19 protein-coding genes are annotated in these 17,737 nt (G+C 57.6%); 12 read left to right on the top strand and 7 right to left on the bottom strand.

The features are described 5' to 3' along the window. Nucleotides 1-13 precede the first annotated feature (13 nt). The 4 genes from SHM7688_RS14785 to dusB form a co-directional block, all read right to left on the bottom strand. Nucleotides 14-2,254: a sensor histidine kinase NtrY-like gene (locus SHM7688_RS14785; protein ID WP_058240704.1), complete on the bottom strand. Its 2,241-nt coding sequence runs from the start codon at nt 2,252-2,254 to the stop codon at nt 14-16. Between the two features lie 120 nt (nt 2,255-2,374). Beyond that, on the bottom strand, nt 2,375-3,739 hold the full coding sequence (locus tag SHM7688_RS14780; protein WP_058240703.1) for a response regulator: 1,365 nt from the start codon (nt 3,737-3,739) through the stop codon (nt 2,375-2,377). Beyond that, on the bottom strand, nt 3,739-4,824 hold the full coding sequence (locus SHM7688_RS14775) for a two-component system sensor histidine kinase NtrB (protein WP_058240702.1): 1,086 nt from the start codon (nt 4,822-4,824) through the stop codon (nt 3,739-3,741). The genes SHM7688_RS14780 and SHM7688_RS14775 overlap by 1 nt, the downstream gene beginning before the upstream one ends. Then, the gene (gene dusB / locus SHM7688_RS14770) at nt 4,821-5,846 is read right to left on the bottom strand and encodes a tRNA dihydrouridine synthase DusB (RefSeq protein WP_058240701.1); all 1,026 of its coding nucleotides are present in this window, start codon (nt 5,844-5,846) and stop codon (nt 4,821-4,823) included. Before dusB ends, SHM7688_RS14775 begins: the two co-directional genes overlap by 4 nt. A 520-nt stretch (nt 5,847-6,366) precedes the next feature. Here dusB and SHM7688_RS14765 point away from each other — a divergent pair. From SHM7688_RS14765 to SHM7688_RS14755, 3 genes are all read left to right on the top strand, one after another. Then, a complete protein-coding gene (locus SHM7688_RS14765) occupies nt 6,367-6,849 on the top strand; it encodes a phosphatidylglycerophosphatase A family protein (protein ID WP_058240700.1) in 483 nt (160 codons plus the stop codon). Next, nucleotides 6,849-7,322 carry a CinA family protein gene (locus SHM7688_RS14760; RefSeq protein WP_058240699.1) on the top strand — a complete coding sequence of 158 codons (474 nt, stop codon included), beginning with the start codon at nt 6,849-6,851 and terminating at the stop codon, nt 7,320-7,322. Before SHM7688_RS14765 ends, SHM7688_RS14760 begins: the two co-directional genes overlap by 1 nt. Nucleotides 7,323-7,482: 160 nt before the next feature. Continuing rightward, nucleotides 7,483-8,670: an ammonium transporter gene (locus tag SHM7688_RS14755; RefSeq protein ID WP_058240698.1), complete on the top strand. Its 1,188-nt coding sequence runs from the start codon at nt 7,483-7,485 to the stop codon at nt 8,668-8,670. 78 nt (nt 8,671-8,748) lie between these two features. Here SHM7688_RS14755 and SHM7688_RS14750 read toward each other — a convergent pair whose 3' ends face one another. Then, on the bottom strand, nt 8,749-9,387 hold the full coding sequence (locus SHM7688_RS14750; RefSeq protein WP_058240697.1) for a class I SAM-dependent methyltransferase: 639 nt from the start codon (nt 9,385-9,387) through the stop codon (nt 8,749-8,751). Between the two features lie 65 nt (nt 9,388-9,452). Between SHM7688_RS14750 and SHM7688_RS14745 the strand changes: the two genes are divergently transcribed. Beyond that, a complete protein-coding gene (locus SHM7688_RS14745; protein ID WP_199556624.1) occupies nt 9,453-9,872 on the top strand; it encodes a helix-turn-helix domain-containing protein in 420 nt (139 codons plus the stop codon). Here SHM7688_RS14745 and SHM7688_RS14740 read toward each other — a convergent pair. Then, a complete protein-coding gene (locus SHM7688_RS14740) occupies nt 9,863-10,318 on the bottom strand; it encodes a type II toxin-antitoxin system RatA family toxin (RefSeq protein ID WP_058240696.1) in 456 nt (151 codons plus the stop codon). The genes SHM7688_RS14745 and SHM7688_RS14740 overlap by 10 nt on opposite strands. Before the next feature lie 113 nt (nt 10,319-10,431). On the opposite strand from SHM7688_RS14740, the gene hpt reads away from it, so the two are divergent. Further along, nucleotides 10,432-10,977: a hypoxanthine phosphoribosyltransferase gene (gene hpt, locus SHM7688_RS14735; RefSeq protein ID WP_058240695.1), complete on the top strand. Its 546-nt coding sequence runs from the start codon at nt 10,432-10,434 to the stop codon at nt 10,975-10,977. Between the two features lie 70 nt (nt 10,978-11,047). Next, on the top strand, nt 11,048-11,230 hold the full coding sequence (locus tag SHM7688_RS14730) for a hypothetical protein (protein ID WP_058240694.1): 183 nt from the start codon (nt 11,048-11,050) through the stop codon (nt 11,228-11,230). Nucleotides 11,231-11,300: 70 nt separating this feature from the next. Here the strand turns inward: SHM7688_RS14730 and SHM7688_RS14725 are convergent, their stop codons facing one another. Beyond that, nucleotides 11,301-12,770, bottom strand: coding sequence for a divergent polysaccharide deacetylase family protein (locus SHM7688_RS14725; RefSeq protein ID WP_158500703.1), 1,470 nt, complete (start codon nt 12,768-12,770; stop codon nt 11,301-11,303). A gap of 164 nt (nt 12,771-12,934) precedes the next feature. On the opposite strand from SHM7688_RS14725, the gene SHM7688_RS14720 reads away from it, so the two are divergent. From SHM7688_RS14720 to SHM7688_RS14695, 6 genes are read left to right on the top strand one after another with little or no spacing between them, the layout of a single operon-like run. Further along, nucleotides 12,935-13,528: an anthranilate synthase component II gene (locus SHM7688_RS14720; RefSeq protein WP_058240692.1), complete on the top strand. Its 594-nt coding sequence runs from the start codon at nt 12,935-12,937 to the stop codon at nt 13,526-13,528. Next, a complete protein-coding gene (gene trpD, locus SHM7688_RS14715) occupies nt 13,525-14,547 on the top strand; it encodes an anthranilate phosphoribosyltransferase (protein ID WP_058240691.1) in 1,023 nt (340 codons plus the stop codon). Before SHM7688_RS14720 ends, trpD begins: the two co-directional genes overlap by 4 nt. Before the next feature lie 5 nt (nt 14,548-14,552). Further along, nucleotides 14,553-15,212, top strand: a complete 660-nt coding sequence (locus tag SHM7688_RS14710) for a uracil-DNA glycosylase (RefSeq protein WP_058240690.1) — start codon at nt 14,553-14,555, stop codon at nt 15,210-15,212. Further along, the gene (trpC, locus tag SHM7688_RS14705) at nt 15,209-16,024 is read left to right on the top strand and encodes an indole-3-glycerol phosphate synthase TrpC (protein WP_058240689.1); all 816 of its coding nucleotides are present in this window, start codon (nt 15,209-15,211) and stop codon (nt 16,022-16,024) included. The genes SHM7688_RS14710 and trpC overlap by 4 nt, the downstream gene beginning before the upstream one ends. Next, nucleotides 16,024-16,512: a cyclic pyranopterin monophosphate synthase MoaC gene (gene moaC / locus SHM7688_RS14700; protein ID WP_058240688.1), complete on the top strand. Its 489-nt coding sequence runs from the start codon at nt 16,024-16,026 to the stop codon at nt 16,510-16,512. The genes trpC and moaC overlap by 1 nt, the downstream gene beginning before the upstream one ends. After that, nucleotides 16,509-17,684, top strand: coding sequence for a molybdopterin molybdotransferase MoeA (locus tag SHM7688_RS14695; protein WP_058240687.1), 1,176 nt, complete (start codon nt 16,509-16,511; stop codon nt 17,682-17,684). Before moaC ends, SHM7688_RS14695 begins: the two co-directional genes overlap by 4 nt. Nucleotides 17,685-17,737 lie beyond the last annotated feature (53 nt).

Raw genomic sequence — 17,737 nt, 5'->3', positions numbered from 1 at the left:
ACTCGCTCTCTTTCTATTCCGCCGAGGAGACCGCTGACTCTGTCAGCGGCAGGCGCATCTGCGCCATGGCTCCAAAGTGGGCATTGTTTTCAAACACCGGAGCATCCAGCAAAGAGAGCTGGCCCCCGTGTTCTTCGATGATCTTTTTCACGATGGGCAGACCAAGCCCGGTGCCCTTGTCACGTGTTGTCACATAGGGCTCAAAAAGTTTGGCACGATCTTCAGGCAGGCCAATACCATTGTCTGCAATACAGACAATCGCATCGCGCCCTTCCACAGAAAGATCAATGTGTATTTCCGGGACAAACCCATCCGGAGCAGATTTTTCCATCAAAGTTTCAATGGCTTCTCCGGCATTTTTGATAAGGTTTGTCAAAGCCTGCGAAATCATTGTCGCGTCCAGTTCAGCCGCCAATGGCCCTGAACAAATATCGCGCACAAACCGCACGTCCGGCTGACCAGCCTCCTGCAACAACACCGCCCCAGACACCAGTTCCACCACATCAACCGGTCTGCGCTCCGGCTCGGGCATCCGTGCAAATTTTGAGAATTCATCGACAATGCGGCGCAAATCATTTGTCTGGCGCACGATCACATCTGTCATCTGCTCCAATTGATCACTCTCCTCCCCCACACGGCTGGCAAACTTCCGGCGAATACGCTCCGCACTCAACTGGATCGGTGTCAGCGGGTTTTTGATTTCATGCGCGATACGGCGCGCCACATCGCCCCAAGCCGCCATACGCTGCGCGGTCACAAGCGATGTGACGTCATCAAAGGCGACAACATAGCCTTCAAGCGATCCGTCATCGCGGCGACGCGTGGACATGCGCACAAGTAGGTTTTCCAGCCGTCCGGAGCGCGAGACTTTGATCTCTTCCTGAGACACTTCCTTGCCGCTGTCACATAGGTTTTCAAACATCAGACCAAATTCAGGCACAGCCAAAGTAAGCGGCATATCCTGCCGATCATCAGCCCACTCCAACAGGCTTTCCGCCGATTTATTGACAAAGGCCACCTTGCCTTCGGCATCCAGCCCAACAACACCTGAGGTCACAGAGCTCAAAACGGAATCAAACATGCGGCGGCGGCGATCAATCTGGCGTGTATTGTCCAACAGCGTTTGACGCTGCACCTTCAATTGCCGCGTCATTTGGTTGAAGTAACGGCTGAGCATGGCGATTTCATCGTCGCCTTCCTCCTCCACAACGCGCACATCAAGATCTCCTCCCCCAACGCGCTGCGCCGCGCTGGTCAAACGTCCAACAGGTCGTGAAAGACGCTCGGCAAACCACATGCCCATCCAGATCGCTGCCAACACGAGAATAAGCGCAAAGCCGAGGTAGATCAGGCCAAATTCAAACAACCGCCGTCCACGTTCGCTCTCCAATTGCGAATACAGCATGGCACTGGCCTGCGTGTCGTCCAGCAGTTGAAAGATCTCTGCATCAACTTCGCGACTGATGTAGAGGAACCGGTCCACAAAAGCGTCCAGCCGCACCAGTGCGCGCATCTCGTTGTTTTCAAGATCACGAATAATGGCATAACCCTGCTCAAGGGCTTCCGCCATTTGCGCTTCGCTGGGCTGTTCAAAATCAAACAAATAGGACCGCTCGCCACGCGCACGGATTTCCCCCGTTCCGTCAATGACAAAGGCTTCCTTCAATCCGCGTTGAATTTGCACCTGCCCCGCCGCCAGCAGAACGCGCAACTCCCCGGAATCCATAAAATAGGTCGCGCGCCGCTGTGCATTCAGGAAATCTGCAAGCGCCGCAGCATCTTCCTTAAGCGCTTCGATGTGCTCTTCTTCATAGGCCTGCGCAGCAGAAAGAGAGTTGCCAACCACCTGGCGCACCCGCTCGCTAAACCACCCTTCCAGACCGATATTCAACGTCAGCCCGGCAAAAACCGCCACTGTAACGGCTGGCACAATCGCCAGCACCGTAAAGGCCCCTGTCAGTCGCAGATGCAGCCTTGATCCGGCAGACCGCGCGCGCCGTGACGCAATTGCACGCACCACGTTCTGCAGAACCAACGCAGCCACGGACAAAACATAGACAAAATCCACAAGCAGAATCGCACGCAGCGCGCTTGACGAAGCCCCAAGATCAAAAGGCCCCAGAACAAGAAACGTGGCCAATGCCAGCACAGGCCCCAACACAACGAGGCCCAAAGTTGCGGCATTCTGAACACGCCTCTGTCGTCGCAGGCGCTGAAAACGCGCCCAATGACTGGTCACTGTCCGGCTAGACACCCGACTACCTCAATTGATTTGGTACCGCTTTCGCGGCCCACCGCCATATCCAGTGGCATCTTCAAGGTCACAGAGCTTTTCTAAGAACTGCGGCCCTCGCGCCACGCTTATGTGGCGTTTTTACATCAATTTGCGACGGCGTGTCACGTGAATATCCAAATCAGTGATCTTTTTACGAAGCGTATTCCGGTTGATCCCCAAAAGATCAGCGCATTTTGCCTGATTTCCACCCGTCGCATCCAAAGCGATTTCTATCAGAGGCAGCTCTATTTCGCGCAGAATCCGCGCGTATAGCCCCGCAGGTGGCAGCATATTGCCATGCAGATCAAAATACCGGCGCAGATGGCGCGCCACACTTGCAGAGAGCTTCTCGCTGTCTTCACCGCCCAGCAATGGCCCGGCCTGAGGCTGCGCTCCCAAAACCATTTCCGCTTCAGACAAGGTGACTTCTTCCGCCTGAGCCGTCAACACAAGCCGCCGCACAGCGTTTTCCAACTGGCGCACATTGCCCGGCCAGCTATAGGCGCGAAACAGCTCCATCGCATCTTCGGAGAAAACCCGCATGGGCGCCCCTTCGCGCTCAGAGCGGTGCAGAAAATGCTCCACCAGCAACGGAATATCATCCACGCGCTCACGTAAGGCAGGCACATGTAGCGCCGCACCGTTCAGGCGATAGTAGAGATCCTGACGCACCGAGCCATTTTCCATGGCCGTATTGAGATTAACTTGGCTGGTGGCCATGAAGCGCGGGTTCTGATCGCCCGGCGCGTCAATCATGCGCACAATCCGCGCCTGCATTTCATCATCAATATCACCAATCTCATCAAACAGAATTGTGCCGCCCTTGGCCTTGGCCAACACCCGCGCCGGACCTTCAAGGTCGCTCAACTCAGACGCATTCACCACCACAAAGGGCAGATTACGCCGGTCCGAGAAATCATGCACTTCTTTGGCAATCAGCGATTTCCCCGTACCGCTTTCGCCCGAAATCAAGACCGGCAGATCGGTGTTCATCACACGGGCCACCAAACGATAAAGCGCCTGCATCGCCGGTGTGCGCCCCACAAGCGGCAACTCATCAGGGCGTTCATCCTCCGCCACCGGGGCAGCCGGTGCGCGCCGTTTCTGCTCGAGCGCTTTGCCGGTGCGCTTCATCAGATCAGGCAGGTCAAACGGCTTGGGCAGATAGTCATAAGCCTCTGCTTCTGCGGCCTGAATCGCGGTCATGATGGTGTTTTGCGCAGAAATCACAATCACCGGCAATCCGGGGCGATCCTCTGAGATTTTTGGCAACATCTCCAAACCGTTCCCGTCTGGCATCATCACATCTGTGATCACCACATCGCCTTTGCCTTCCCCGACCCAACGCATCAGAGTTGTGAGCGAGGACGTTGCATGCACTTTGCACCCTGCGCGCGTCAGCGCCTGGGTCAAAACCGTGCGGATTGTGCGATCGTCATCTGCGACAAGAACAGTGCCATCCATCAGAGGCTCTCCTCATATTTCAAAAGGGTTTCTTTACTGGCGCGAGGCAGCGACAGTTTGAACACCGTGCGCCCGGGCACGCTGTTCACCGAGATCAGACCGCCATGGTCTGAGATAATTTTGCTGACCAGAGCAAGCCCAAGCCCGGTGCCATTTTCACGCCCGGACACGAAGGGATCAAAAACGTCCCCTTCCAGATCACGAGGCAGACCGGGACCATCATCAATGATCTCAATCTGCAGCGGCAATGGCTGGCCACTGCCATCAGAGCGGCGCAACCTGAAAGAATGCTCATAGTAAGTCCGAATGCGGATCTCACCCATTTTTTCGGCGGCCTCTGACGCATTCTTCAGCAGGTTCAGGATCACCTGTAAAAGCTGATCCGCATCCCCCTCGGCGGGCGGCAATGAGGGATCATAGTCCTCAATGATCGACATATGTGCACCATAGCTGACCAAAGCCGACCGCCGCGCCCGATCCAGAACATCGTGAATGTTGACCGGCTTGCGCTGTGGCAAGGACAGATTGCCAAATTGTTCCACCTGCTCCAGCAACTTCACGATCCGGCGGCTCTCCGCCACGATCAGATCCGTCAGTTGCAAATCATCGGGGCTTAGGTTCATGGACAGAAGCTGCGCCGCACCGGTGATCCCAGCAAGCGGGTTCTTGATCTCATGGGCAAGCATTTCCGCCATGCCTATGGCGGATTTTGCCGAGGATTTGACCCCTTGGCTGCGCGTCATACGCCCCGCGAGTTCCCGGCTGGAAATCAAAAACAGCATCTCCCCCGGCGCATCGGCCAGCGGGGCGATCTGAAGATTGCATTGCACGGGCGGGCCATCGCCCGTGCCAACATCTGCGTCATTGACGAATAAGGGCGTGCCATGTTCACGCGCCCGGTGAAACGCCTCTTCCAAAGGCGCATCAATCATCACCTTGTCCCAGATTGGCTGCCCAACCATCGCTTTGGCAGAGGCATTAAGAAAGGTCTCAGCAGCAGGATTGATCCGCAAAATCTGATCCGTGTCATCCACCACCAGTGCCGGCACCGGCAAGGAATTCCATATGGGGTTTTGCGCGTTCATGCCGCCTCTTTATTTCCTGAAGTTGTTGTGTCGGGCGCTCCGTCAGTCGGCATCAATGCCTCTTGCAAAAGTGCAAGAACCTCCTGCGGATCACGGCTTGTCTGTACGCGGCGGCGCAATCCCGCTTCTGTGCCGACACCATCCATGTACCAACCCAGATGCTTACGTGCGACGCGCAACCCCAAATCTGTGCCATAGAAAGACAACATGGCCTCATAGTGCCCCTGCACCATTGCAACCAATGCAGCACCTTCTGGCGTAACAGGCGCATCGCCCCCGAAAAGCGCTGCAGCAAGCTGCGCCAGAATCCAGGGTTTGCCCTGCGCACCGCGCCCCACCATCACGCCATCTGCACCCGAAGCGGCAAGCGCCGCTTTGGCCGACGCCAGATCAACGATATCGCCGTTGGCAATCACCGGGATCGACACAGCATGTTTGACACCCTTGATGGCCGCCCAGTCGGCCGCCCCTTTATAAAACTGACACCGCGTGCGCCCGTGTATCGTCAGCATTTGCACGCCGGCATCCTCTGCGCGGCGGGCAAGCTCAGGAGCATTCAGCATCGTATCATCCCAGCCCAGCCGGGTTTTCAGCGTCACAGGAATATCAACGGCTCCCACCACGGCCTCAATCAGCGTCAGCGCATGATCCAGATCTTTCATCAGGGCTGACCCGCTGGCCCCCGCACCGCTCGCACTGGTCACCTTCTTTGCAGGGCATCCCATATTGATATCAATCAGCGTCGCCCCATTGGCTTCGACCTGACGGGCGGCTTCCGCCATCCAATGGGCCTCACGCCCTGCCAACTGCACGGATGTGGTCGCATTCCCAAACCCCAGCTCCGCACGTTCCCGAACCCCTGGCTTCGCCTGAACCATCTCCTGGCTGGCGACCATTTCACTCACCACAAGCCCGGCCCCAAAGCGGCTCACCAGATCGCGGAAAGGGCGATCCGTGATGCCTGCCAATGGCGCCAGGAAAACTGGAGGTGTTAGCGTTAGATGTGCGACTTGAACGGTCACGTGCTTAATCCTTGTGCAGCACCTCCGGCGTAGCTGACCCCTAGATCGAACTCAATGAAGGCGTGGTGATAATTTTGGCAATAACTCGCATATGCTCATTATTTAAGCAAACACATAGGGGCAATTGCCACTCAGACTTGCAGCTTCTACACGGCAGACCTCTAAATTGCCTCATTCATCGGCGTCTCAGAGATTCTCGCTATAGGTGTTTTTGGTATCCAAGAGACTCAATCTCCCCCGCGCCAGACAAATAGTGAAATGCACCGCTTTAAAAAGCGTCGCTGAACGGATGCTCATCACCTTGCAGCCAGCCCCCAAGTTAACGCACATTGCCCGCAACACTGAATCGATCCGATGTGCAGATAAGAACCCACTTTGGGATCAGCGCTGCAAATTGTGATAGGCAGCAAAAGAGATATAAGTACCCCTCTCCGGGAAACCAGATTCCGGAAAGACACATAGCGGCCTCAGTGGCCACAAAGGAAGGATTGCCGCGCCCAGTGGCAAATTGAGTGAACGCATGAGCAATTTGATTGCAACTTTCTTTGGCGTCGGCCGACTGCCCTTTGCGCCCGGCACCTGGGGATCGCTGGCCGCGCTGATCATCGGTTGGGCCGCTGAACGCTATGTCGGCGTCTGGCTTCTGATCGTGCTCACAGGTTTGGCCATTCTCGCAGGCTTTTGGTCCTGTAATCGGGAGCTCTCTGACAAACCCGGCGAGGACCCCTCTGAAATCGTCATCGACGAAGTGGCGGGCATGTGGATTGCGCTTTTGTTCCCGGCCATCGCATTTGCGATGCGCGATATGTCCATGGTCTGGCCCGGCCCCGTGGCCGCCTTCCTGTTTTTCCGCCTGTTTGACATCCGCAAGCCATGGCTTGTGGGACGTGCGGACCGACGCCATGATCCCATCGGTGTGATGCTGGATGACATCTGGGCAGGGATCTTTGCAGGCTTCGCCACCATGGCAGCCGCGGCGCTCTATCATATGGTGCTGATCTGATGGTGGATGTCACTGCACTCCTCGCGGCCTGTCGCGCCGCTGATCTGCGCATTGCCACCGCCGAAAGCTGCACAGGAGGCATGGTGGCCGCTGCGCTCACCGATATCCCCGGCAGCTCCGCTTCTTTTGAACGCGGTTTTGTGACATACACCAATCAGGCCAAAGTCGAGATGCTGGGCGTCCAGCAGGCAACGCTCGACGCGGTCGGAGCCGTCTCAGAGGAGGTGGCACACGAAATGGCTCTTGGGGCGCTTGCACATTCTGAGGCTGATATCGCTGTCTCCATCACTGGCATCGCAGGCCCCGGCGGTTCTGAGTTCAAACCGGAAGGGCGCGTCTGTTTTGGCCTCGCCACCCACGCGGCCTGTCGCACGGAGACAATTGAGTTTGGTGCGTTGGGACGGGACAAGGTCCGTATCGCCGCGCGGAATCACGCATTGACGCTCATTCTGGCGGGCACATCCACTGCTTGATGTAAATTTAAACACCACACCACTTTAAGAGCCTTATTTTTAATCATGTTGCAAAATGCATGATTTTAAGGCGCTCTCCGCACAGGCTTTCCTTTGTCCTGCATGGTTTTTCGTCTCTTTGACCAAAAAACCATCACTCACGAGACAAAAGGGAAGAGAAATGAACGGAGCGGACACCGCATGGATCATCGTGGCCACGGCCTTGGTGCTCTTCATGACACTACCGGGACTGGCACTTTTCTACGGCGGGCTTGTCCGCGCCAGAAATGTGCTCAGCGTCTTTATGCAAACCTATGCCATCGCCTGTTTGATGAGCGTTTTGTGGCTCGTATTCGGCTACACAATCGCCTTCGGCAATGAGGGTGGCGCAACATCCCCCTGGGGCGGCCTGAGCAAAATGGCCCTCTCCGGCGTCACAACAGAAAGCCTCTCCGGCACCCTGCCCGAAATCCTGTTCTTCGCCTTTCAGATGACCTTCGCCATCATCACCCCCGCGCTGATTGTTGGCGCCTATGTCGAGCGGATCGGCTTTGGCTTTGTCCTGCTGTTCTCCGGACTTTGGATGCTGCTGTGCTATGCCCCCGTTGTGCATTGGATCTGGGGCGGCGGCATGATGGCGGATGGCGGGATCTTTGGCGAGATCGGCGTGCGCGACTTTGCCGGTGGCATCGTGGTGCATGAAACCGCTGGCATTGCCGCTCTGGTGATCGCCGTCATGCTCGGCGCGCGCAAACACCGCACCACGCCACCACATGCCCCATGGATGGTCATGATCGGCGCCGCAATGCTTTGGGTGGGCTGGTTTGGCTTCAACGGCGGCTCCCAGCTCGCCGCTGATGGCGGCGCTGCCATGGCTCTGACCGTAACCCATATCTCCGCCGCCACCGCCTCGCTGACTTGGGCGCTTTGGGAACGCATCAAATACGGCAAAGCCTCCCTTGTGGGCCTCGTGACCGGCACCATCGCAGGTCTTGCCTCCATCACACCTGCGTCGGGTTTTGTGGGTCCCATCGAAGCGTTGATCATTGGTGCAATCGCAGGCGTGCTCTGTCAGGAAGCGGTCAATGTTGTGCGCAATGGATTGAAGATTGACGACACCTTGGATGTCTTCGCCGTACACGGTGTGGGCGGTATCTTTGGCACCATCATGATTGCTGTCTTTGGTGAAGGCACATGGCTGGCGCAGCTGGGCGCTTTGGCTGTTGTCGGCATCTTCACCTTTGTGGTGACGGTTGTGCTCGTCAAACTGGTTGGCTTGGTCACCCCGCTTCGGGTGGATGAAGAAAGCGAAGTCAATGGGCTGGATCTCTCTGCCCACGGCGAACGCGCCTACGACATCGCCTCCTAAAGCGCGCCTTACCCATAACAATCAAACACAACAGAAAAAGGGCGGCTCACACACGAGTCGCCCTTTTTCTCTCAAAAATCACTGCCTGCGCAGCAGATGAACTTCCTCAACCCCATGCCCAACCGCCTTTGGTGGGCTGGTAATCGGGGTACTCTGCAACACACCTCGCGTCATGATGCCCCGCATCAACCGATCAATTTCCGCCCCTGAAACGCTAAAGGGAGGCCCGGCCTTCAAAGAAGGGTCATAATCAAACGACACCAGCAGGATAGGCGCCTCATCGCTCAGCAGGCGGATATGATCCACATAGGCCTGCCGCTGCGCAGGCGCCACGGCCACCAAGGCAGCTCGATCAAACACCGCCCCAACGCTCGGCAGATGGCCGCGGCGCAGCGAGAAAAAATCTCCGCAATAGAGTGTCAGATCCCCGGCGTGATATCGCGTCAGCCCCGCAACCTCAGAAATCTCAGGCACCAGTTCCAGCCGGGCAAACACCTCCTGAATGGCCGCTTCATGAAACTCGACACCCACCACCGGGTGCCCGCACGCCAAGAGCCAGTCGATGTCGAGCGTCTTGCCACAAAGCGGCACAAAGACCGCCGCATGTGCGAAAATATCCAGCGCTTTAAAATGCGCTGTCAAAAGCGGATTTGGAGCCGCCTCATGAAATCCGATCTGCTGTTTTTTCCAGCGGTCCTGCCAAAACGCTTCTTCCATTGACGCCTCCTGATTCACATGCGTCTGATGACCATGCAACTTGAAGTGCAGTTTAGGTCAAGATCGTGAAAGCCAAAATACTCGACATCGCTGAGGTCGCCGAAAAAACCGGTCTGCCCCCTTCCACACTACGCTACTATGAAAAACGCGGGCTGATCCGCCCTGCAGGCAAAAACGGGCTGCGTCGCCAATATGATCCAGAGGTGCTCGAGAGGCTGGCCTTCATCACAATGGCACAAAACGCACAGTTTTCGCTCAAGGACGTGTCGTCCATGATGCCGACAGTTAAATCTATAGCGCTGGATCGTGCCGCGTTCTCAGCAAAGGCACGTCACGTGGATCAGCAGATTGCTGAGTTGCAAGCCCTGTCCAAAGTGCTGCACCACATCGCCCACTGCCCCCATGACGACCACTTTGAATGCCCCAAATTCCGCAAGCTGCTCGACAACACGCGCCGCGGAACAGGCGCTAAAGCTCAGGCGTAAAGCGCCTCAGCACGCTGTTCAAAAGCGGCAACGATACGGTTCATGGCCTCAAAAAACACAAGCCCAATAGCCTTTTGCAAAATGATGTTCTTGAATTCAAAATCCACAAAGAACTTCACTTCAACACCATCGTCAACATCGGCAAAATCCCAGGTGGATTTCATATATTTGAACGGACCATCCAGGTATTCGGTATCAATATGCTTGGCGTCCGGGCATAAAATCACGCGGCTGCCAAACCGCTCGCGGAACACTTTGAAAGAGATCACCAGATCCGCCAGCATCTCCTCAGAGGCGCCCCAATCGGTCTCAATCGGACGACAGGATCGGATCCGCGCAGCGGCGCACCACGGCAGAAACTTCGGATATGACGCCACATCCGCCACCAAATCGTACATCTGTTGGGCGCTATATGGCAGTGTGCGTGTCTCTGAATGCGTCGGCATAATGTCTTGCTCTCGCGGGCCTGTTTTTGCGTGACAGGCCGCAGCGTCCCCGCTAAGAACGGCCCCGTTTGCCGCACATAGCGGCGCATGATGGTGAAAATCAAGAGGGTCTCATGTCAGAGCGTCCATATGTCATCGATGAAATGATCTCCGCAAAGTCGATTGCTGCCCGTATCGAAGAGCTCTGCAAAGAGATCACAGCCGAATATCGGGACACCGACAAACTGATCGTCGTCGGTCTTCTGCGCGGCTCTTTTGTCTTTATCGCCGATCTCGTGCGAGAGCTGAACCTGCCCGTTGAGGTCGACTTTCTGGAGGCATCCTCTTACGGAAACGCCATGGAAAGCAGCCGTGAGGTTCGTATTTTCAAAGACTTACGAGGTGAAATTGAAGGGCGCGATGTTTTGGTTGTCGAAGATATTGTCGACACCGGCCATACGCTGACCCATGTGTTGCACCTGCTGAAAGCGCGCAACCCTCGCAAGATCAAAACCATCGCCCTGCTTGATAAACCCAGCCGCCGTGAAGCTGATATCGCTGCGGATTGGATCGGCTTTTCAATTCCCGATGAATTTGTCGTGGGCTATGGGATCGACTACGCCCAACGCAACCGTAACCTGCCTTTCATCGGCAAAGTGCGCTTCGTCGAAGGCAGCTGATCATCGCGCAGTTTGCATCAACCGGGCAGATCTCCTAGATTTTGCCCAACCTCCCCCATGAGGACGCGCCATGAATTTCAGACATCTCATTCGCATGAGCCGCTGGGCACGCAACCCACCGTCTGAAACACGCGTCAAACTCGTCTTTGGCGTCATTCTGGCCTGCCTTGCGCTTGTCGCTATAGAGCGTTTCATCGGCTGGCCAGACGCGCTCACCACAAAGCCCATCCCGCGCGTCAAGATCTCTCAATAAAGGCGCTGAAGACATACAAAAGCCGGTACAGATCTGTACCGGCTTTTTCATTTCAACGGGTTCGTTCTGGTCAATTGATGGTATCAAACAGCGCAGACACCGGGCCCAGAGCAACGGTGTTGATCCGATCCTGCAACGCCCACAAAAGCAGCGCCGAAAGCGTCTCATCCCGCAGACGCCCCACCATGACAACACCATCCTCCTGCGCGGCCTTGAACGCCGCCTGATCCAGAAAACGCCGCATCACAGCGGATGTCTGCCCTTTGTCATCGAAATCACGGAACACGCTGGCGGAAGGCACCCCTTCTTTGGCCGCAAGCTTTTGTGCGGTATTAAGCCCGTTTGTGAACATCAAAAGCCCATGGCCACTGCCCATCAAAGCTTCCGTGACCTGATCACTGATCACCTTGCTGCTTTGCAGCCCTTCTTCCAGACCTTCGACCACCCCTACAAACTGGTCAGAAACCGACAAATGCGCCTGCATGGCCTGCTCGACATCCGCCGCCTCTGCTTCCGCAGGCAGATCAATCATCGCAAGTACCTCCAGCCCTTGGGACCGATAGGTTTCCACCTTTTGTCCGACCTGCGGATCCAGCGTACTGACAGCGATGCTGACCGGATACGGAAAGCTGGTGAGAGCTTCCATGTCAAACTCCTGTGCTCCGGCATCCACCAGCACAATCGCCATCAACGGCTTTTGATCGGGGTTTTCAAAAGCTTCTGCATTGGCCTCTACCGGGCGCGACGCCCTCGGTGCCGGGGCCTCTGCGTTCTCTGCCGCCACCCCAACGGTTGGCAAGCGTGTGGATTTATGCTGCGGGAAAGCCTCATTCAGATCGCCTGCAGGTTTGATCATGGTTTCCGCAGTCTCAGCGGGTGCAGGCGCCTCCTCAGCCTCAGCGCGCGGCGTCACATCTTCGGCCTCAGGACTCGGCACCGCCTCTGAAACAAGCGCGTCACCACCGTCAGCGCCGCTGTCATCTGCGCTGCCCTCTGTCGCGGTCTCAAGCGGTGCGTCCTCCGCCTGCGCTGGCACTTCAGGCGCGGCCTCAGGCGTCACAAAAGCTTCGCTGGCTGCAACCTCTGGCGCAGAAGGCTGCGCGGGATTTGTAGAAATCGACAACTCAGTTTCCACATCAGGCGCTTCCGGGTTTTGCGCCTGTGGGTTTGGCAACACAGGGCTCTCTGCCTCAACAGCCACGGCACCGCCACCCTGCGGTGCCACTGGGGCCGCCAAAGCCGCCTCAACACCACCGGTTTCCGGTTTGGGCGCAGACTCAGTATCACTCAAAGGGGGCTGATCTCCACCAGCCTGGCTTGGCGCATCCGCAGCGGGCGCAGCTTCGACCGTGGTGTCCGCCTCCGACGTGTCCTGCAAAGCACCGCTCACAGGGGCCACTTGTGACCGATCTTTGGGAGCCTCAGCCGATGTCTGCGGCGTGACCGTCGCTGGCAGTGGCAACAACAATGACACCGCCGACAACACACCGCCCACCAAGATGACGCCCCAGAACGCCCCCGCCAATACTCCGCGCAACATCATCCACTGCCCTTCTTTGTTCCCAGTTTGGGAGTTTGTTCCCAATTTACGGGGCGAACCTGCCTGTGCCCCTCTTGACCCTCCGGGCCAAGCCTGAGCATGTATACCGCGAGCAGGCCCTCGGCCTCCACCCCTTTCGCATCTTTAGGACAAGAACCCACAAAATGCTGCTTCTGATCGATAATTACGACAGTTTCACCTACAACCTTGTGCATTATCTTGGCGAGATGGGCGCCGATGTGCAGGTCTGGCGAAATGACGCGCTGACTGTTCAGGATGCAATGGGCATGAACCCATCGGGAATTTTGCTCTCACCCGGTCCATGCGACCCGGATCAGGCTGGTATCTGTCTGGCGTTGACTGAGGCCGCCGCAGAAACGCGCATTCCGCTGATGGGTGTCTGTCTCGGTCATCAGACAATCGGTCAGGCCTTTGGCGGCGATGTGGTCCGGTGTCATGAAATCGTACACGGCAAAATGGGCACCATGCATCACACCAACAAAGGTCTGTTTGCCGGCCTGCCTTCCCCGTTTGAGGCCACGCGCTACCACTCTCTGGTGGTGGATCGCGCCACCCTGCCCGACAGTCTGGAAATCACCGCCGAACTTGAAGATGGCACCATCATGGGCCTGCAGCACAAAGAGCTGCCCATTCACGGCGTACAATTCCATCCCGAATCCATCGCCTCTGAACACGGCCACGCGCTGCTGAAGAACTTTCTGGACATGATGCCTAGCAAAAAAGGCGCGGCGGCATGAGCGCAGATATCAAGTTTCTGATCGGCGCCGCCGCAGAGCGCCCGCTCACCCGCGCCGAAGCCGAAGACGCCTTTACTCTGCTGTTTGAAGGCGAAGCCACCCCAAGTCAGATGGGCGGTCTGCTCATGGCCATGCGCACACGCGGGGAAACTGTCGATGAATACGCCGCAGCTGCTGCTGTTATGCGCGCAAAATGCAACGCCGTAACCGCACCAGAGGGCGCAATCGACATCGTCGGCACCGGCGGTGATGGCAAGCACACACTTAACATCTCCACCGCTACAGCTTTTGTCACGGCAGGCGCAGGCGTGCCTGTGGCCAAACACGGCAACCGCAACCTCAGCTCCAAATCCGGCACCGCAGATGTGCAGACACAGATGGGCATCAATGTAATGGTTGGCCCTGAGGTGGTTGAAAAAGCCCTCGCACAATGTGGCATCGCCTTCATGATGGCCCCCATGCACCATCCGGCCATTGCCCATGTGATGCCCACACGGGCCGAGCTGGGCACCCGCACCATTTTCAACATTCTGGGCCCGCTGACCAACCCGGCAGGCGTGAAACGCCAGCTGACAGGCGCTTTCACCCGCGACCTGATCCGTCCGATGGCGGAAACACTGGGCCAATTGGGCAGCAAGCGCGCCTGGCTTGTGCATGGATCTGACGGCACCGATGAATTGACCATCACGGGTGTCAGCTGGGTCAGCGCGCTTGAAGCGGATGGCCAGATCAAAGACGTGGAGCTGCACCCCGAAGACGCAGGCCTGCCGGTGCATCCTTTTGAAGCCATTGTCGGCGGCACGCCAGAGGACAATGCCAATGCCTTTCGCGCGCTGCTTGATGGGGCCGCAGGCGCCTATCGCGATGCGGTTCTGCTCAACAGCGCTGCCGCGCTTGTGGTGGCCGATGCCGCAACGGACCTGCGCGAAGGCGTTGAAAAAGCCCGCGAGAGCATCGACAGCGGGGCCGCCAAAGCCAAGGTTGCCGCCTTGGCCAAAATCACTTCAACCGCCGCGTGAGCGCCATGACACCGCCTGCCAATTGGGCCCATCTGGCGTTTTTTGAGACCCGCTGGCCCAAGCTTCAGGCCCAGATCCTGGCTGACAGGCGTGACATTCTGCCCCCCGCAGAACAGCGTTTCGCCGCGCTGGAGCGGGTGGCTCCACAGGATGTGCGCGTGGTGATCTTGGGGCAAGATCCCTACCCAACCCCGGGTCACGCCCATGGGCTGTCGTTTTCTGTGGAACCGGATGTGCGCCCTCTGCCGCGCTCGCTCAACAACATCTTTAAGGAACTGCGCGAAGATCTCGGCACCGCGCCCGAGACAGGCGATCTGCGATTCTGGGCGGATCAGGGGGTTCTGTTGCTCAACACGGTGTTAACCGTGCCCGCCGGTGAGGCCAATGGCCACAAGGCGCTGGGTTGGCAAGACCTCACCCATGAGGTGCTTGCAGAGGTCTCACGCCAAAGGCCCTGTGCCTTCCTTCTCTGGGGAAAACAGGCACAAACGCTTGCACCACACATTCAAGCGCCTAAAGATGGCGCTGAACATCTGATGATTGAAACGGCGCACCCCTCTCCGCTCTCCGCAAGGCGCGGGTTTTTCGGGTCCCGCCCGTTTTCCAAAATCAACACCTGGCTTGCTGATCGCGGCGAGCGGCAAATAAACTGGACGCACCCATGACCGAAACCGTTCTGGACAAGATCAAGGCTTACAAACTTGAAGAGGTCGCTGCTGACAAAGCAGCCAAACCGCTGGAAGCGGTCGAAGCCGAGGCCCGCGAAGCTGGCCCCACGCGCGGCTTTTCCGATGCGCTGCACAAAGCCAGCCGTTCCGGCTATGGTCTCATTGCCGAAGTCAAAAAAGCCTCCCCCTCAAAAGGGCTGATCCGCGAAGATTTCAATCCGCCTGTCTTGGCCAAAGCCTATGAAGAGGGCGGCGCAACCTGCCTTTCGGTTCTGACGGACACACCAAGCTTTCAGGGGCAGAAATCTTTTCTCACCGAAGCACGCAACGCTACCACCCTGCCCGCCCTGCGCAAAGACTTCATGTATGACACCTATCAGGTCGCCGAGGCCCGTGCGCTGGGTGCGGACTGTATCCTGATCATTCTGGCCTCTGTCAGCGATGCACAGGCCCAAGAGCTCGAAGATGCTGCCTTCAGCTGGGACATGGATGTGCTTCTGGAAGTCCACGATCAACAAGAGCTGGAGCGCGCTAGCCTGTTGAAATCCCCTCTGATGGGCATCAACAACCGCAACCTCAAAACCTTTGAAACCACGCTGGACACCACGCGCACCCTCTCCAAACTGGTGCCCGAAGACCGGCTGATTGTCTGTGAAAGCGGCCTGAACACACCTGCGGAACTGGCCGATATGGCCCGCTACGGCGCGCGCACCTTCCTGATTGGGGAAAGTCTCATGCGACAGGAAGATGTCACAGCCGCCACCCGCAGCATTCTCGCCAACCCGCTCAATGCCATGGGGGGCATGTGATGGCCGCGCAGAGCTCAGGCCTCACCCATTTTGACGGCAAAGGCGACGCCCATATGGTCGACGTCTCAGAAAAAGCGGTCACATCTCGCATTGCCACCGCCGAAGGCTGGGTCAAAATGGCGCCAGAAACTCATGAAATCATCGCTGCTGGGCGCGCCAAAAAAGGCGACGTTCTGGGCGTTGCCCGCCTCGCGGGTATTATGGGTGCCAAGAAATGCTCTGACCTGATCCCGCTGTGCCATCCCCTGCCGATCACCAAAGTGGCGGTAGAGCTGACCCCGGATGCCGATCTTCCGGGCGTGCGCATTGAAGCCACCGTAAAAACCACTGGCCAGACCGGTGTTGAGATGGAAGCGCTCACAGCGGTCAATGTTGCCGCCCTGACGGTCTATGACATGTCCAAAGCGGTCGACAAAGATATGGAAATCGGCGGCATCCGCGTCATTCTGAAAGACGGCGGAAAATCAGGACGTTACGAAGCAAAATGATCTCCGTACCTGAGGCCCTCGCACATCTGTTCTCTCTGACATCCTCGTTGGAAACGGAAACCGTCCCGCTGGGTCTGGCCAACGGGCGCGTGCTGGCCTCTGCTGTGACCGCGCGCCGCGATCAGCCGCCTTTTGCCGCCTCTGCCATGGATGGCTACGGCGTTGGCGCTGCTGGTGTCGTCCCCGGCGCGCGCTACAAGGTGATTGGCGAGGCAGCCGCAGGTCATTCTTACGCAGGCACAGCCAAACCGGGCGAGGCCGTGCGCATTTTCACCGGCGCGCCTGTGCCCGATGGGGTTGATCGTGTGATCATCCAAGAAGATGTTACCCGCAAAGGCGATGTCATCACCCTGTCCGACAGGCTCAACAAAGGCACCCATATCCGCCCTGCGGGGGGCGATTTTAAGACCGGTCAAACCATTGAAGGCCCGCGCCTTCTGCGCCCCTCTGATGTGGCGCTTATGGCGGCCATGAACATCGCCGAGGTGCCCGTCACGCGCCGCCCGAAGGTGGCCATTCTGTCGACCGGCGACGAATTGGTCATGCCCGGTGAAACGCCAAACCCGGATCAAATCATTGCCTCCAACAGCTTCGGGCTACAGGCCATGTTGCGCAACGCCGGTGCTGAGGCCCGGCTGCTGCCGATTGCCAAAGACACCAAGGCCTCACTCCGCATGGCGTTTGAGCTGATTGATGACGCAGACCTGCTGATCACCATTGGCGGGGCCTCTGTGGGGGATCACGATCTGGTGGGGGATGTGGCGCAAGAGCTCGGTATGGGTCGGCGCTTTTACAAAATCGCCATGCGCCCCGGCAAGCCGCTGATGGCGGGCAGCATGGCCAATGGCGCGATGATGATCGGCCTGCCGGGCAACCCGGTGTCCGCCATGGTCTGCGGCCATGTTTTTGTGCTGCCGGTGATCCGTGCCATGCTTGGCCTCGGCGAAGCCCCAAGCCCACGCCTGACCGCCCCCCTTGCCACAGCCCTGCCCGCCAATGGCCCCCGCGAACACTACATGCGCGCCCGCCTGCAAGACGGTCAGCTGCACAGTTTCGGCAATCAGGACAGCTCCCTTCTCACCATCCTGTCAGAGGCAAATGCGCTGATCGTCTGCCCCCCAAATGCCGCAAAGCAGCCTGCAGGCACCCCCGCGGAATTTATTCAAATTTGATTTAATTCATTGAATTCAAACGTATTTTCATGCATTGTTTCCGCAATGTTCTC

The sequence above is a fragment of the Shimia marina genome, assembly GCF_001458175.1.
In the GTDB taxonomy this organism is placed as follows: Bacteria; Pseudomonadota; Alphaproteobacteria; order Rhodobacterales; family Rhodobacteraceae; genus Shimia; species Shimia marina.
Note: the sequence above shows the minus strand (reverse complement) of the source record. Positions and strands in the feature narration are given on the sequence as shown.

Bases quoted from the DNA above. Each gene is read 5' to 3' on its own strand.
- trpC (WP_058240689.1), top strand. From the start codon at position 15,209: ATGACCGAAACCGTTCTGGACAAGATCAAGGCTTACAAACTTGAAGAG.
- SHM7688_RS14725 (WP_158500703.1), bottom strand. From the start codon at position 12,770: ATGTTGCGCGGAGTATTGGCGGGGGCGTTCTGGGGCGTCATCTTGGTG.
- SHM7688_RS14780 (WP_058240703.1), bottom strand. From the start codon at position 3,739: ATGGATGGCACTGTTCTTGTCGCAGATGACGATCGCACAATCCGCACG.
- SHM7688_RS14730 (WP_058240694.1), top strand. From the start codon at position 11,048: ATGAATTTCAGACATCTCATTCGCATGAGCCGCTGGGCACGCAACCCA.
- SHM7688_RS14760 (WP_058240699.1), top strand. From the start codon at position 6,849: ATGGTGGATGTCACTGCACTCCTCGCGGCCTGTCGCGCCGCTGATCTG.
- SHM7688_RS14720 (WP_058240692.1), top strand. From the start codon at position 12,935: ATGCTGCTTCTGATCGATAATTACGACAGTTTCACCTACAACCTTGTG.
- hpt (WP_058240695.1), top strand. From the start codon at position 10,432: ATGTCAGAGCGTCCATATGTCATCGATGAAATGATCTCCGCAAAGTCG.
- moaC (WP_058240688.1), top strand. From the start codon at position 16,024: ATGGCCGCGCAGAGCTCAGGCCTCACCCATTTTGACGGCAAAGGCGAC.
- SHM7688_RS14765 (WP_058240700.1), top strand. From the start codon at position 6,367: ATGAGCAATTTGATTGCAACTTTCTTTGGCGTCGGCCGACTGCCCTTT.
- SHM7688_RS14755 (WP_058240698.1), top strand. From the start codon at position 7,483: ATGAACGGAGCGGACACCGCATGGATCATCGTGGCCACGGCCTTGGTG.
- SHM7688_RS14710 (WP_058240690.1), top strand. From the start codon at position 14,553: ATGACACCGCCTGCCAATTGGGCCCATCTGGCGTTTTTTGAGACCCGC.
- SHM7688_RS14775 (WP_058240702.1), bottom strand. From the start codon at position 4,824: ATGAACGCGCAAAACCCCATATGGAATTCCTTGCCGGTGCCGGCACTG.
- SHM7688_RS14695 (WP_058240687.1), top strand. From the start codon at position 16,509: ATGATCTCCGTACCTGAGGCCCTCGCACATCTGTTCTCTCTGACATCC.
- SHM7688_RS14750 (WP_058240697.1), bottom strand. From the start codon at position 9,387: ATGGAAGAAGCGTTTTGGCAGGACCGCTGGAAAAAACAGCAGATCGGA.
- SHM7688_RS14740 (WP_058240696.1), bottom strand. From the start codon at position 10,318: ATGCCGACGCATTCAGAGACACGCACACTGCCATATAGCGCCCAACAG.
- trpD (WP_058240691.1), top strand. From the start codon at position 13,525: ATGAGCGCAGATATCAAGTTTCTGATCGGCGCCGCCGCAGAGCGCCCG.